Here is a 15,124-nt window from a genome sequence, read left to right on the forward strand (position 1 = left end):
ATCAAAACTATTCATCGCTTTCTAACAATAAATTAATGACTGAAGTAGATCCCAAATCTAAAAATGAATCCAAAGCAGATGAAGATTGTAATGAAATCCAAGTCATAAAGGAATCAGATATAGAAGGCGAGAAAAACAACTCTAAAAAGAGAATATATCCTTCAGAAAACTTATCTAAAGTTAAAAATTCAGAAAAGTTAAATAGCACAGAATTCTTCCAACTAGCTTTAAAAGATCTTGAAGAAAAACGTACAGAATTAGAATCAGATATAAAAGATCTTGAAAAAAGAAAAATTAAACTTGAAAAGGAAGTCTCTCAATCTTTCTCAGGCCAATCTGATTCAATTGCTAGACGAGTTAAAGGCTTTCAAGATTACTTGACAGGAGCTCTACAAGATTTAAGTCAATCGGTTGAGCAACTTGAACTTATTGCTCAACCAGTTGTAGTAACTCCTTCCCCTCTTGATAAAACCAATATCGAAACATCAACAGTGTCTGAAAAGGCAGAAGAAATTGCTGCAATTGCAGATACATTTAAACCAGACAAAGATCTCATACTTCAACTTTTAGGGCAATACATTGAAGGTCCAGACTATTACGCAAATCCTTGGAAATTCAGAAGAAGCTTGGATGCACAAGATGCAGAAATATTAGAAGATTGGTTCTTTAATATGGGTGGGAGAGGTGCCCAACCAAGTCTTGGGAATAGATCTAAAAACGTTCAATTGTCAGCAGCTTTGATTGCAATACTGGGAGAATTGTATGGTGATCGATTTCAAGCTCTAGTTTTAGCGAGCCAACCCGAAAGACTTGGTGAATGGCGCCGCGGACTTCAAGATGCCTTAGGCCTTAACAGAGAAGACTTTGGCCCAAATAGTGGCGTTGTACTTTTTGAGCGTGCTGAACCCCTTATTGAAAGAGCAGATCGCTTAGAAGCAGAAAACGAAGTGCCTTTAATTCTTATCGATGCTGCTGAAAGAAATATTGAGATACCTATACTTCAATTTCCTATATGGCTAGCTTTTGCAGCTACCAATGAAGAACTTTACCTTGAAGAAGAGCTGATTTAATGGACTTTTCAATTTCTACTATTGCATTATTTACGTTATTGGTTAGTTATTTACTTGGATCTCTACCAAGTGGTTATCTTGCAGGCAAATGGATATTAGGAATAGATCTTAGAGAAATAGGGTCAGGGTCTACTGGGGCAACTAATGTTTTAAGGCATGTAGGGAAGACACCTGCTTTATTTGTGTTCTTTATAGATGTTACTAAAGGTATAGGTGCTATTTTAATTGCAAAATCATTTCTTTTAGATGAAAGCTTGCAAATTGCGGCAGGGCTTGCATCACTATCAGGTCACATATGGCCAGTTTGGTTAAAAGGTAAAGGTGGAAAAGCAGTTGCCACAGGCTTAGGAGTGTTTCTTGGAATCTCTTGGCAAGTAGGTCTTGGATCTCTGGGAATATTCCTTCTAATATTAAGCATTTGGAGGATAGTTTCCTTAGCAAGCATATCTGCTGCAATAAGCCTACCTGTACTAATGCTTATTAATTCAAAAGAGACCTTTTCCATCCCATATATTGTGATCAGTTTTATTGCAATGATTTTAGTTTTGTGGAGACACAGATCTAACTTAATAAGATTGATAAAAGGGCAAGAGCCTAGAATTGGAAAATCAAATTAATTGAGAACAAATTCTATTAAAAGCATCTGAAGGGTTTTCTGAACTAGTAACTTCTCTACCTATAACTAACTTAGAGGAGCCTGCATCAATTGCCTCTAAAGGAGTCATAATCCTATTCTGATCATTAATATTCTCTCCGCAAGAACGAATGCCCGGAGTAATTAATTGAAAAGGTTCGGGAAAATCTTTTCGCAGTTTCATTACTTCTAAAGGGGAACATATGCAACCTTGAATACCTGCTGAAGAAGCTAAATTCGCTAACAAAGAGACTCTTTGATCCAAAGATTGTTGGATCCCAAGCTCTTGAACAAAATCTTTTGATCCCCAACTTGTTAAAACAGTAACCGCCAAAAGACTAGGGGGAGGCAAACCTACTTCTTTAGCTCCTTTAACTGCGGATTTATTAGCCTCTTCAATACCTTTTTTCCCTGCACATGCATGAACTGTGATCAATTCCGCACCAGTCTTTGCAGCTTGATAACAAGCACGTCCCATAGTAGTAGGAATATCATGAAATTTAAGATCTAAAAAAACCTTCTTTCCTCGATCTCTAAGCTGATTAATGATTTGAGGGCCTAGCAAAGTAAACAATTCCAAACCTACTTTGACCCAAATCAAATTAGGTAATTTTTCTATCAACATAAACACTTCAGCTCCACTCATGCCATCAAGAGCAAGAATTAATTTATCTTCAGGCTTAAAAGAAAGAGTCATTGAAAAAATGAAGTGAGTTATTAATTAGAAATCCGTCTAAAAGTCTTTTTTCCTAATTGCAATATCTTTCCGACAATATCTTTCTGATCAACGAATTCAAAGTTTGGATCGAGGATTTTCTTACCATCAATTCGAAGAGCTCCTCCTTGAATTTGCCTTCTAGCATTACTGCTACTTGAACACAAACCAATTGAGCTAAGCAAATGAAACGCCTTAGTTGGGAAATTGACATTCGATACAGATAAGACAGGTACATCTTCGACTGTTTCTTTTAACCCTGAAACAATCTTAGAAGCATCTTTCTGTGCAATTTTTGCTACAGATAAACCATGAAATTGAGCAGTTACATTCAAAGCCATAAATTTTTGAAGTTCTCTAGCGTTAAGTGTTAAGTCTCTGATCTCACAATCAGTTAGCAAGGTCAAATAGTTGTTCACTTGACTATCAGGAACCTTTTCTAACTTGGAATACATTGAAAGAGCATCCTCAGCAAGCCCTACAGTATTGCCAAGACTTTTACTCATCTTCTGAACTCCATCTAAGCCAACAAGAATTGGCAATAACAACCCAAATTGTGGCTTCTGGGAAAAGTGACGCTGCATATCTCTCCCCATCGCTACATTAAATTTTTGATCGACTCCTCCAAGCTCTACATCTGCTTGAACAGCAACAGAATCATATCCTTGAAATAAAGGATATAAAAATTCATGCAAAGCAATTGAGGTGCCCGATGTATAACGATTAGCAAATTCTTCCTTTGCAAGCATTTGGCCAACAGTTGATTTGCTAAGGAGATCAATAATTTGAACCATGTCAAAACCTTCTAACCATTCACTATTTCTTCTTACTTCTAAACGTCCCTCAGTTTCAAAATCCAACAGAGATGTCTCTTTTGATTGTCCTTTACCCAATTGATTAAGATAATTTTCTGAATTTTTCTCTACTTCTTCAGGAGATAATTGAACACGCGTTTTACTTTTACCAGTTGGATCACCTATTCGTGCAGTGAAATCACCTATTATTAAAATAGCCGTATGACCAGCATCCTGAAAAGCTCTAAGTTTTCTAAAAATAATACTGTGCCCCAAGTGAATTTCTGAACCAGTAGGATCTATACCTAGCTTTACTCTCAACGGAACATTACTCCTTGAAGCCTGTGAAAGTCTTAGAAGAAGGCTCTGGTCTTTTTCAGAGTTATTAGTCGCTAATGGGAATAAATCAGCTACCCCCCTTGCAAGCCAGTCTGGCAGAGAAGTGAGCTGCTCAAGCATAACGATTTTCTTTATGCAAGAAATGGTTTATGGACAGAATCACTATGTAAGACTATGAGTCATCAAGTTGAGATTTCATCCTATCCAAAGTTAAATTCATTTGCTCAAACATTTGATCAGGAGTCATACCAAATTGGCCCAATTGTGTTTTTAATTGTTCGACAGTCATTTTTGCCTGGAAATCCTCAGAAAGTTCAAATCGCTTCATAAAAACCTTATAGCGTTCCATTAAAGACTCCATTTTGCCAATAAACATTTTTTTTCCTTCACGGTCAAACTTTCCATAATCACCTCCCAATTTCATAAGGTTCTGATAATCAGAGAAAAGACTTCTTGCCTCTTCCTGTACTATCTCAGATTCAAAAAATGCCATATACCTGCCCTCCTATAATTAGAAGCTTTCTTGAGCCCTGAGAAAATTGGTGTGTAAACACGAAATTCTCTAATTTTGGAAGAATTTAGCTCAATTATAATTATTTTGATATGAATCAGTATTTTTTGAAAGTAGGGAACACCAAACCATCGCAATAAAATGAACTTATCAAAAAGACAAGGCGAATTATTTACAGATAAAGACTATCTAAGTCAGCGAAGCTTCCATCGTGTTGAATTGCCATTCAAGAGGGATGTAATAGAAGCATGGCAAAAAAGAATCTCCTCCTACCAAGAATCTATTTTCCAAAACATCTCTCAAACACCTTGCCAAGGATCAATGTTTGAATCAATACCAAATGACGAAGTGAGCATTCATCTAAACCCACTAAAACTAACGCCATTACCACTTAATTTCTGGCAATGGCCAAAGTCATCTCATCATGGACCTGCTATATATCTAGTAATGGATAAAATAAAAGCTCTAAATTCTCATATATTGCTTTATATAGGAGAAACTGTTGCAGCGGAAAAAAGATGGAAAGGTGAACATGATTGCAAAAATTACCTACAAGCCTATTGTGAAGCTTGTCAGAAAGCTGGATTGACAACTCAATTGAGCATTAGATTCTGGGCAGATGTTCCAAAAAAGACAAAACCCCGAAGAGATTTGGAGCAGAAACTTATTCAAAAATGGTTACCAGCTTTTAATAAAGAGACAAAAGGTTTTTGGAGCACACCTTTTACTAATGAAATTAAATAGACAAAGCAGTTAGCATTAATCAATTCCTTAACAATCAAATGCAAATCTCTTTATATCAAAAAAATCTAGCTGATTGGACAGGTTCAATAATCGCAGTTGGTCTCCTAGAAGGTCAAATTCAAGAGCAACTATCTCTTTTAGAAGAAATTTGCGACTACGATTCACTTCTCACACATGTAGAAGAAAAAGATTTTTCTGCCAAGGCTGGTGAACTCATAAAATTAGAAATTTTAGGCAAATCTCTTGAAAAGATTATTTTGATTGGCCTAGGAAAACCTGAGGCACTTTCAATTGATGATCTGCGTGAAGGTGCTGCTCTTGCCTCAAGAGCAAGCATTGGCTCCAAAGGGAAAATTGGAATCCTTTTCCCTTGGGAGCCATTTAATCCTATTAGTGCTTCTAAAGCAGTGGCTGAGGCAATGAGATTATCCATATTCAAAGATCTTCGTTTTCAAAGTGAACCAAAACCACAAAACAACCCACAATCAATTGACTTAATCGGGCTTCCTGAAAGTAATCACAACATCATCAAAGAAGTTGATCCAATTTGTTCTGGAGTAGAGCTTGCAAGAGAACTTGTAGCAGCCCCGCCAAACGAATTAACACCTGCTGCATTAGCAGAAAAAGCAGTTGAAATTGCAAAGAAGTTTAAATGGAATTACAAAATCCTGAATAGAAAAGAATGTGAAAAAGAAGGGATGGGAGCTTATCTAGCAGTCTCTCAAGGTTCTGATCTTGAGCCACAATTTATTCATCTCACCTACAAGCCAAATGGGCAGATAAAACGTCGAATAGCAATGGTAGGGAAAGGCTTAACTTTTGATTCAGGAGGATACAACCTCAAAGTTGGTGCCTCTCAAATAGAAATGATGAAATACGATATGGGAGGGAGTGCTGCGGTAATTGGCGCTGCTCGAGCAATAGGGGAATTGGCTCCAGTTGATACAGAAGTTCATTTCATTGTTGCGGCTTGTGAAAATATGGTTAATGGTTCAGCTGTGCATCCTGGAGATATCATCAAAGCCTCTAACGGAACCACTATAGAAATCAATAATACTGATGCAGAAGGAAGACTAACTCTTGCTGATGCACTGATTTACGCATGTAAGCTTGAGCCTGATGCAATAGTAGATTTAGCAACATTAACTGGTGCTTGCGTAATTGCACTTGGCGAAGAAATTGCGGGGTTATGGGTGGAAAGCGATGAACTTGCGAACGAATTAAAAGACGCCTCGAGTGCATGCGGCGAAAAGCTTTGGCGAATGCCTCTCCAAGCGTCCTATAAAGAAGGTCTTAAATCCATGCTTGCTGATATCAAAAACACTGGGCCTAGATCTGGGGGATCAATAACAGCAGCTCTCTTTTTAAAAGAATTTATTAGCAATGGGATCAAATGGGCTCATATTGATATTGCAGGGACATGTTGGACTGATAAAGATAGAGGCATTGATCCTGCAGGAGCAACTGGCTTTGGTGTACGTACGTTAGTCAATTGGGCCTGTAAATCGAACCCAGATATAGAAAAATAAGAAGTGACGATAATTTCAAGGCATCTTTTTAAGCCATTTAATACCTTCGCGTGCATTAACTCCCCAAACCTCATCTAAACGCTGATCTCTTCCACAGCTATAACGATAAAACTTATATTTAACAGAATTTCTTTGGGCAAAGTCCTGATGATAATCTTCTGCCTCCCAAAATTCATCCAATCTCTCAATTTTAACCGCTAAATTATTTGATGAAGCCGATAATTCCTCTGCTGCATTTATAAGACTATTATTTGCTAAGTCATACTGAGAATTATCTTTATAAAAAATAACTGGTCTATAAGAGTCGCCTCTATCACAGAATTGCCCCCCACCATCATAAGGGTCGATATTCCTCCAGTAAGTTTTCAATAATTCCTCAAAACTTACTTCTAAAGGGTCAAATGTAATCTTAATAGCCTCTTGATGGCCTTTATGATTCTTATAAGTAGGTTTAATTGTCTTTCCTCCAGTATAACCACTTTCAACAGACAAAACTCCTTTCAATGATTCAAAATCATGCTCTAAGCACCAAAAGCATCCTCCAGCAAACACTGCGCTATCATTTAAAGCATTTGCTTGAGGAACAAACAGCAATAAACAAATACAAATTATAGTAAGGTATAAAATTCTTAAAATAGGCTTGAAAATAAACATTATATAAATGAATCTAAAATTTCATTGGCCGCTCTATCTGTGACTCCATTTTCACCTAAATTTTCTCTTAGTTTATGATAACCTTTAAGCATTCTAGAGCGTTCAATACTATTCTTTAACAAAGGGATCGCAGCCTTGACAATTGAATTAGCTGTGAATTCTTTTTGAACAAGCTCAGGAACTAATCTTTCATTTAGCAAAAGATTCACTGGAGATATATGATCAACAGAAAAGTTTAAAAATCTTTTCGCTATAAATGCTGTCACTCTACTTACTTTATAACCTACAATTTGTGGTACTAAGTGTAAAGCTAATTCCATATTAATAGTGCCTGACTTAGCCAAAGCAAGATCTGAAACCTGAAAAATATATGACTTTAATCTATCAGTATCTTTTGCAGGAAAAACCTTGCCAATTACTCCAAAATCACTTAAAGCTTGTTCAAGATATGGCTCAAAGCTCTCTTGTCCAGCAGGTAAAAGAACAACAAGGGAAGGATCATTTGCTTGTATTAAAGCAGCCGCTTTAAGAAGTGTTGGCAGTAAATATCTAAGTTCCTGAGATCTAGAAGCAGGTAAAACTAATAAGAACTTACAGCTAGGGTCCAATCCTAATTTTTGGCATGCCTCATCTCGTTGAGGTAATTCTTTTAAATTGTCTAGCATTGGGTGCCCTACCCAACTAACCTTCCCCCCTCTAGAAGAATAAAAATCGGCTTCTTTCTTAAAAATTGCCAGTATTTTAGTGCTAAAGCCAATCAAATCGGTTGATCCACTATCACCCAATCTCCATGCCCATTCTTGAGGAGCAATATAATAAATAATTGGGAGAGAAGGAAGAAGTTTGCGCGCTTTATTCCCTAGTCTGATATTTGGACCCATGTAATCAATCAAAACAAGAGCATCTGGTGGTTGTTCGACTAATAGGCGATCAACTCTAAATTGTGCTTTTAGAGTAGGAATTAAATAAGGCAAAACTTCCCAAAACCCAATTGCTCCTATGGAAGAGGTATTTGTAATAAGCTCTGCCCCCGCATCTTGCATTCGGGAACCCCCAAGCGCAATAATCTTCAATGGTATTGATCGTCTCTTTGATTCCTTTATTAAAGCCTTGACCAAGAAACTTCCCTGCAGATCACCAGAGACTTCTCCAGTACTTATTAACAAGCGCATAATTACAATTTTTCTGCACTTAAAAAAGGCATAGGTCCTCTACGACCTTTTTCAATGGAAGCTTCAAGAAAAGAGCAGAGATCATTCGCAGCATGAAGGAGATCTCTCTCCCTAGCGATCTCTAAACCATTCTTATATACGTGTCCCGATCTGAAAATTAAATTCCAAACCTCTTGCAACTGACTAAATTCATTTGGATTATCACTATGGAGTCCTCTTCGTCTAATCCCTACACGGTTTAATCCACGAATTCTCCCTGGGTGCCCCTCAACTAGACAATAAGGTGGTACATCTCTATCAACCCTTGTCATTCCACCAACCATCGCCAAAGAACCAATATGAACAAATTGATGAATACCTAAAGAGCCTCCTATTACTGCCATATCTTCAATAACCACTTCACCGGCAACCTGAACACTGTTCGAAATAATTACCTGATTACCGACATCACATCCATGTGCAATATGTGTATAAGCCATCAATAAACTTTCATTTCCTATTTTAGTTTGTTCTCCTTCGTTAGTAGCTCGATTTACAGTTACACATTCCCTAAAAGTATTGTTATTACCTATTACGACCTCAGTTGGAGCACCTTTATATTTTAAATCTTGAGGTTCAAGACCTATGCAAGCTCCAGGGAAGATCTTATTAGATGTCCCTATTGTCACTCTTCCATCTAGAACAACATTGGGACCAATTGCAGTATTAGATCCTATTTTTACTTCTGGACCAATAACTGCCCCAGCCCCTACAACAACTCCTTTATCAAGCTCTGCCTTTGGATCGACAAATGCTGAAGGATGAACCTCTACTGAGTTAGGCCGCTGGTCTTTTAGAGAATTAATACTATCAATCATTGAATTAATCCACTAAAGAAAACATCAATTCACCTGAACAAACTAAATTGCCATCAACTTTGGCCTCTCCCTTAACTTTTCCAAAGCGTTGTCTTTTGATACTTATTAATTCACAATTTATTAGCAATTGATCGCCAGGCACTACTGGACGACGAAATCGAACACTATCTATTCCTGCAAAAACAAAAAGCCCTTTAGGTAAATCAGGTATCTGCTTGACAATTAATCCACCAACTTGAGCCATGGCCTCAACGATTAAAACACCAGGCATCAATGGTCTTCCTGGGAAATGCCCTTGAAAATGAGGCTCATTAATCGTGACATTCTTTATACCAGTAGCACTTTTACCCGGTTCATATTCCACAACACGGTCGACTAATGCAAAAGGATATCTATGAGGCAAAAGTCCCATTATCTCCTCATTTGTTAAAACAACAGGGCTAGAAGGGGAATTAGTCAAAACAAGATTTTGTTAAAGAACACTCTCTGGAAATAGATTTAGCAAGTTCAACATGAAGTGCATGAGAACCTTTGTAAACCAAAACCTGAGCTTTAGGCAACCCAACAAGAGCCAAGTCACCTATCAAGTCAAGTAGCTTATGTCGAACTGGCTCATCTTTGAATCTCAAGGGAGGATTAATCCAAGATTTGCCATCACAAACCAAGGAATTATCTAATCCACCACCTTTAATCATGCCCTTTTCCCTTAAATGATCGATTTGATCCTTAAACCCAAAAGTTCTTGCAGGAGCAATATCTTGAAGAAAAGATTGCGGAGTTAAATCCAAAGAAAACATCTGTTTACCAATAGCAGGATAGGGGAAATCAATTATTCCTATGAGCGTAACCCGATCAGAAGGTGTGGCAGTTATAACACTAGTGCCTTTATGAATTACCAACGCATTCTTAAGAACAGGCCAGAGGCTAGATGAATCCTTCAATGGAATCATTCCTACTTCCGATATAGCTTCGACCCAGCCCATAGCAGATCCATCCAAAAGCGGGACTTCATTTCCTGAAACAACTATATGCACATGAGTAAGTCCACATCCCACTAAAGCTGCTAGAAGATGCTCAACGGTTGCAAGCCTTTCAAAAGCTAAATCCAGAGTGGTACATAATTCGCTATGAACAACTTGATTGGAATTCAGTCTTACAGGTTTTTCTGATCTATTGACCCATGAAAGATGAAATCCAATATCGTCATAAGGAAGAAGAGTGACTTCTGATTCTTGACCACTATGTAAGCAAACGCCTCTACGCCTAACAGCTCCTCCTAAGGTCCATGCACCTTCGTAGTTTTTAGGCAACCATTCCAAACTAGAACTTCCATCCAAATCCAACATTATATCTCCAATCTCCTTCCAAGTCCTTACTTGCAGCCTCTATTCGCAATGGACCTACGGGAGTGTTAAAGGACAATCCACTACCAATCGAGAATCCTGAGCCTTGCTTGCCCAGAAGCTTCCCTGGATTACCAGGAACATTTTTTTGAGTATTTAAATCTGTTCCCCCATCAATAAATACATTCCCTGAAATCATTCTCCATATAGGCACTCTATATTCAGCAGAAGCTTCTCCAAAAGCTCTCGAAACAGCCAAATCGCATGAACTCCAACCTCTAATCGATCTAGATCCACCTAGACAAAAAGCCTCATAAGGCGGTAAATCCCCAACAACTGTTCCTGCTTTAAGCTGAAAAGCAAGAGTTTGAGGGCAGGAGGCTTTTTCTCCAGACTTTGGTCTACAGCCTTTATGTAATTTAAGCCATTTAATTGGTATAAAATATGAATAACTAGCTTTTGCTCGATTAAATGTTGGAGAGTTTTCTCCAATAGAAACGTATTGTTCAGATCCTAAGCTTAAGTAATTTCCAGATGTAGGATTTCTCGGATTATCTAATTTATTGTATGTCATTGCCCCTCTAACACCAAATAAAGTATTTTCCTTAGCACAATTAAATGCTATGCAAATTACATCTTTATTGGATGCAGAATTATTTGTATAATTAGCACTTACAGCACCATAAGGCCTATCTTTAGAGGAATAATCAATTGGCCTAATTTTTTGGAAATCCATTCCCCATAAAACAGCCCAAGGTGATTTCTTAAAGGGGTCACCACCATTTAAAGGTCTTGAAAAAGAAAACTTTGCACCACTTCTTTTTAGAAGAACCGAATCCCCTTCATAATCAAACCAACTTGTATTTGAATCAGAAGATTTTGCAGCTGGAACTGAACTAAATGCAGCTGCATTTATACCACTATGAGCATAATCAATATCATAAACCTTTGATGTTTCACTAGATCCAGGGACTTGATAATAATCACTTACACCAGCAATATTCCCGCCTTCTGAACTCCTAAATTCCTGAGGCACATCCCTGCTAAGAAATAATGAGGTCCGAAAAGATTTCTTATATTTATTTCCTTTAATCCAAGGATCAGCTAAAGAGAAAGTAACTAGTGCGCCATATTCTCCATAAGTAAAGTTTAAATCACTTGACCAAGATCTACCTAGCAAATTCTTCTCTTGGAGGCCAGCTGAGCCAAAAAATCCTTGCGCACCACTATAGCCAAGGCCTCCTGTAAGAGAACCTGTTCTTTGTTCAGTAATACCCAATAGTATTGTTATTTTACCAGGCTCACCAACTATTGGTTTTAGAGTAACTTTTATATCGCTAAATAATGAAAGTCCATATAATCTTTTAATATCACTTTCTAAATCATTTCTATTAAATGTTAACCCTGGCCGACTCAATAATTCTCTATCAATTACCCAACGTTTAGTTTTACCCCTAACTGGCTTACCATTTTCCCTAATTGAATTACCTTCCTCATCAAGAAAAACTACTTCTACATCTGAGATAGTACCTTCTTGAACTTTTAATTGTACTTTACCTTTAGGAGTAATTCGGTTTGGTCCTGAAATTCTTGCCAAAGAAAATCCTCTTTTTGAGTACCAATCCTTCAATTTATTCATTCGCAACTTTAGTACATTCAAATTCAAAGTCTTTCCAAAATCAGTTTTAAAAATATCCCTAATAATTGATTGAGTTAAAAGAGAGTTGCTAGGTATAATTTCTACTTCTGTAAATATAGGATTAGGCTGGACATTAACTGAAAGCTGTACTCCTAATGGTGTATCAATTGGCTGTATCTCTAAACCCGAGAACCAACCTGTAGCATAAATAGAATTTAAATCTCTTTTTAATTGCAATCTACTAACCCTGCTCCCTGGCCTAATGTTCATAGCGTCATAAGCTGCATATCTTAAACGGTCTTCATCGGGATGGTTTTCAAGTCCTTTAATAACAACTTCTGAAATTAAAACTAAAGTAGCTTCATTATCATTTTCTATTGAATCTTTCTTGGTATTTGATTCTGTAATTTCGACTGGATTATCATTTTTTCTTATAGCTTCAGCTTCCTTCTCTACAGAATCGTCTTTATCACTTGACTCAGTAATCTCGACTATATCTTCCTCTGTTTTTTTGTCTTGAGATATCTTCTCTACAGAATCTTCTTTGATATTTGACTCTACAATCTCATCGAGATTTTCCTGTGTTCTTTTGTCTTGAGATATCTTCTCTACAGAATCTTCTTTGATATTTGATTTTGCGATTTCTCTCTGAGTCTTTCCGTTATCCACATTCGACCATACAACCTCACCTAAATTGATTTTAGAATTAGGGACCTTTTCCCAATTAACTTCTGCCTTTGCTGCTCCTCCACCTAAAGGAAAGGCTAAAGCCAAGACATATGCCCCTCTGCGAAATAATCTCATTGAGCTGATGGTAGAAAATCCGTCCATTTATTTCATTAGGATAAACCCAACCAGAAATAATTTAACTGTTATTGATTTCATTCTCCTTATGAATTGAATGCTTTTATCCTGCGAAGGATCTCACTGTAACCCTCCAAGACTCCTCCCAGATCTTTTCTGAAACGATCTTTATCGAGAATTCGATCATCTTGATCGTTGGTCTTAAGGTCCCAAATTCTACATGAATCTGGACTGATTTCATCCGCAATTAATAACTGACCACTCCCGTTAAACCCCATTTCTAATTTAAAGTCAACCAACAATAGATCTAATCCTTTCATAAATTCCTTTAGGCAATCATTGACTCTTAAAGAAAGTCTCTGTATCTCTTTCCTTTGACTAGAAGACAATAAATTCAATAAATCTATTCTTTCTTCTGTTAAAAGAGGGTCCTCTAAAACATCATCTTTAAGATATAAATCCATTAAAGGACGAGAAAGTTCTGTTCCAGGAGCAATAGGTGTCTGCTTACAAAGCGAGCCACTCGCAATATTCCTAATCACAATTTCTATTGGGATTACATCAACTCTCTGCACTAACATCCAGCAATCATCTTCTAAATTTAAGAAATGGGTAGCGATACCATTTCTTTCTAACAACTTAAAAATCTCTGTAGAAATCTCGCAATTCAAGCTGCCCTTACCTTCTAATTGAGCATGCTTTTTAGCATTAAAAGCAGTCGCATCATTCTTAAAATGCACTAAAAACTCATCTGAATTATCAGTGTAATAAACTCTTTTTGCTTTGCCTTCATAAAGAAGAGCGCCATGATTAGGGGCCATTTAATCCCTGCTTGCCTTAACTGAAAGCTACTCATTTAGATGGGCAAAAAACAAGGAAACTCAGGAAACCAAGCAAAACTGTTTTTTAGAAGAGGGAATATCTTTAAATGAGGAAGCAATCGCAAGCTAAAACTCAAAAATACGGCACTCGTCCTTATGAACAACGAAGCCTCACATCCTTCAAATAGTCTGCCCTCACTTCAAAAGGTTCTTATTGTTGGAGGAGGAGGACGTGAAAATGCTCTTGCTTGGGCAATTGCAAAACACAAAAAAGTTGAAGCCGTTTATGTTGCTCCTGGGAATGGAGGTACAAAGAAACAGTCTTCCTGTCATCAATTAGCGATAGAGGAATCAAATGATGAGGAATTATTAAAGACTTGTATATCTTTAAAAATTGATTTAGTTGTAATAGGAGGAGAAAAACCTCTTGCTTCAGGCTTAGCTGACAAGTTCAGAGACGCAGGCTTGGTAGTTTTTGGACCAGGCAAAAATGGTGCTCAATTAGAAGCAAGTAAGAAATGGGCAAAAGATTTAATGGCCGAAGCAGGAATACCTACAGCAAGATATTGGGCAGCAAATAACAAACCAGAAGCTTTAGATGTGTTAGCAAAAATAAATCAACCATTGGTTGTTAAAGCTGATGGACTCGCTTCTGGTAAAGGAGTGCGAGTCTGTCAATCTATACAGGAAACTCGCGAAGCTATAGAAGAAGCCTTTGCAGGAAAATTTGGAGAAGCCGGGACCACACTTGTTCTTGAGGAATGTCTTGAAGGACCAGAAGTATCGGTTTTTGCAATCAGCGATGGAGAAAATCTTACGATCTTGCCTACAGCACAAGATCACAAAAGATTATTAGAAGGTGACAAGGGGCCAAATACCGGGGGAATGGGTGCTTATGCACCTGCCAAGGTTCTTAATTCAGAAGGAATGGATCATATCAAGGAAACAATTCTTAAGCCCACATTAGAAGCATTAAACAAAAGAAATATCAATTACCGAGGAGTTATATATGCAGGATTAATGCTTACCAACGACGGTCCAAAAGTCATTGAATATAACTGTCGTTTTGGTGATCCTGAATGCCAAGCTTTAATGCCTTTATTGGGACCTGAGTTAGCCCAATTACTTCAAGCTGCTGCTCTGGGATCTTTAAAAAAAGCCCCTTTCTTAAAAATTAGCCCTCTAATGAGCGCATGTGTCGTTGCTACAACTTCTGGCTATCCTCATAATCCAAAAAAAGGTGATTTAGTTTCAATTCAACTGGATGAAAAAAAAGATTTTCCAATTCAACTCTTTCATTCTGGTACTAAATTAAGTAAAGAAGGTAATCTTATTACTTCAGGAGGGAGAGTTCTTTCAATAGTTGCTCAAGGTGCAAACTACAATGATGCATTCAATCTTGTTTATGAGGCTATAAAAGAAGTAAACTTTGATGGAATCAATTATAGAAAAGATATTGGCCACCAAATCAGAAATATTGACTCAATATATTAATTAT

General features: G+C 37.3%; 15 protein-coding genes. 5 read left to right on the top strand and 10 right to left on the bottom strand.

What is annotated here, in order from left to right:
• Positions 1–35 precede the first annotated feature (35 nt).
• Both PRO_RS06930 and plsY read left to right on the top strand, forming a co-directional pair.
• A complete protein-coding gene (locus tag PRO_RS06930; RefSeq protein WP_011125558.1) occupies positions 36–1,070 on the top strand; it encodes a DUF3086 domain-containing protein in 1,035 nt (344 codons plus the stop codon).
• A 20-nt stretch (positions 1,071–1,090) separates the two neighbouring features.
• Complete coding sequence (gene plsY, locus PRO_RS06935) at positions 1,091–1,687, top strand: glycerol-3-phosphate 1-O-acyltransferase PlsY (RefSeq protein ID WP_036891998.1); 597 nt, start codon at positions 1,091–1,093, stop codon at positions 1,685–1,687.
• On the opposite strand, the gene pyrF is transcribed toward plsY, so the two are convergent.
• From pyrF to PRO_RS06950, 3 genes are read right to left on the bottom strand one after another with little or no spacing between them, the layout of a single operon-like run.
• Positions 1,679–2,401 (bottom strand): orotidine-5'-phosphate decarboxylase, encoded by a 723-nt coding sequence (gene pyrF / locus PRO_RS06940; protein ID WP_011125560.1) that lies wholly within the window; start codon positions 2,399–2,401, stop codon positions 1,679–1,681. The genes plsY and pyrF overlap by 9 nt on opposite strands.
• Before the next feature lie 20 nt (positions 2,402–2,421).
• On the bottom strand, positions 2,422–3,672 hold the full coding sequence (tyrS, locus tag PRO_RS06945) for a tyrosine--tRNA ligase (protein ID WP_011125561.1): 1,251 nt from the start codon (positions 3,670–3,672) through the stop codon (positions 2,422–2,424).
• A gap of 52 nt (positions 3,673–3,724) precedes the next feature.
• The gene (locus tag PRO_RS06950) at positions 3,725–4,045 is read right to left on the bottom strand and encodes a DUF1825 family protein (protein ID WP_011125562.1); all 321 of its coding nucleotides are present in this window, start codon (positions 4,043–4,045) and stop codon (positions 3,725–3,727) included.
• A gap of 159 nt (positions 4,046–4,204) precedes the next feature.
• Between PRO_RS06950 and PRO_RS06955 the strand changes: the two genes are divergently transcribed.
• Positions 4,205–4,807: a hypothetical protein gene (locus tag PRO_RS06955; RefSeq protein ID WP_011125563.1), complete on the top strand. Its 603-nt coding sequence runs from the start codon at positions 4,205–4,207 to the stop codon at positions 4,805–4,807.
• 38 nt (positions 4,808–4,845) lie between these two features.
• Entirely contained in the window at positions 4,846–6,336 is a 1,491-nt protein-coding gene (locus PRO_RS06960; protein ID WP_011125564.1) for a leucyl aminopeptidase, read from the top strand.
• A 15-nt stretch (positions 6,337–6,351) separates the two neighbouring features.
• Here PRO_RS06960 and msrA read toward each other — a convergent pair whose 3' ends face one another.
• The 7 genes from msrA to purC are packed head-to-tail and all read right to left on the bottom strand — an operon-like array spanning position 6,352 to position 13,626.
• Positions 6,352–6,990: a peptide-methionine (S)-S-oxide reductase MsrA gene (gene msrA, locus PRO_RS06965; RefSeq protein ID WP_011125565.1), complete on the bottom strand. Its 639-nt coding sequence runs from the start codon at positions 6,988–6,990 to the stop codon at positions 6,352–6,354.
• Positions 6,990–8,162 carry a lipid-A-disaccharide synthase gene (gene lpxB, locus PRO_RS06970; protein ID WP_011125566.1) on the bottom strand — a complete coding sequence of 391 codons (1,173 nt, stop codon included), beginning with the start codon at positions 8,160–8,162 and terminating at the stop codon, positions 6,990–6,992. The genes msrA and lpxB overlap by 1 nt, the downstream gene beginning before the upstream one ends.
• Before the next feature lie 2 nt (positions 8,163–8,164).
• A complete protein-coding gene (lpxA, locus tag PRO_RS06975; protein ID WP_011125567.1) occupies positions 8,165–9,019 on the bottom strand; it encodes an acyl-ACP--UDP-N-acetylglucosamine O-acyltransferase in 855 nt (284 codons plus the stop codon).
• Between the two features lie 4 nt (positions 9,020–9,023).
• Positions 9,024–9,479 (bottom strand): 3-hydroxyacyl-ACP dehydratase FabZ, encoded by a 456-nt coding sequence (gene fabZ / locus PRO_RS06980; protein ID WP_011125568.1) that lies wholly within the window; start codon positions 9,477–9,479, stop codon positions 9,024–9,026.
• Entirely contained in the window at positions 9,472–10,365 is an 894-nt protein-coding gene (lpxC, locus tag PRO_RS06985; RefSeq protein ID WP_225866382.1) for a UDP-3-O-acyl-N-acetylglucosamine deacetylase, read from the bottom strand. Before lpxC ends, fabZ begins: the two co-directional genes overlap by 8 nt.
• Complete coding sequence (locus PRO_RS06990; protein WP_011125570.1) at positions 10,340–12,832, bottom strand: BamA/TamA family outer membrane protein; 2,493 nt, start codon at positions 12,830–12,832, stop codon at positions 10,340–10,342. Before PRO_RS06990 ends, lpxC begins: the two co-directional genes overlap by 26 nt.
• Positions 12,833–12,891: 59 nt before the next feature.
• Positions 12,892–13,626, bottom strand: coding sequence for a phosphoribosylaminoimidazolesuccinocarboxamide synthase (gene purC / locus PRO_RS06995; protein ID WP_011125571.1), 735 nt, complete (start codon positions 13,624–13,626; stop codon positions 12,892–12,894).
• Positions 13,627–13,782: 156 nt separating this feature from the next.
• On the opposite strand from purC, the gene purD reads away from it, so the two are divergent.
• Entirely contained in the window at positions 13,783–15,120 is a 1,338-nt protein-coding gene (gene purD / locus PRO_RS07000) for a phosphoribosylamine--glycine ligase (RefSeq protein WP_011125572.1), read from the top strand.
• Positions 15,121–15,124 lie beyond the last annotated feature (4 nt).

The organism is Prochlorococcus marinus subsp. marinus str. CCMP1375 (genome assembly GCF_000007925.1).
GTDB classification, from domain to species: Bacteria; Cyanobacteriota; Cyanobacteriia; order PCC-6307; family Cyanobiaceae; genus Prochlorococcus_E; species Prochlorococcus_E marinus.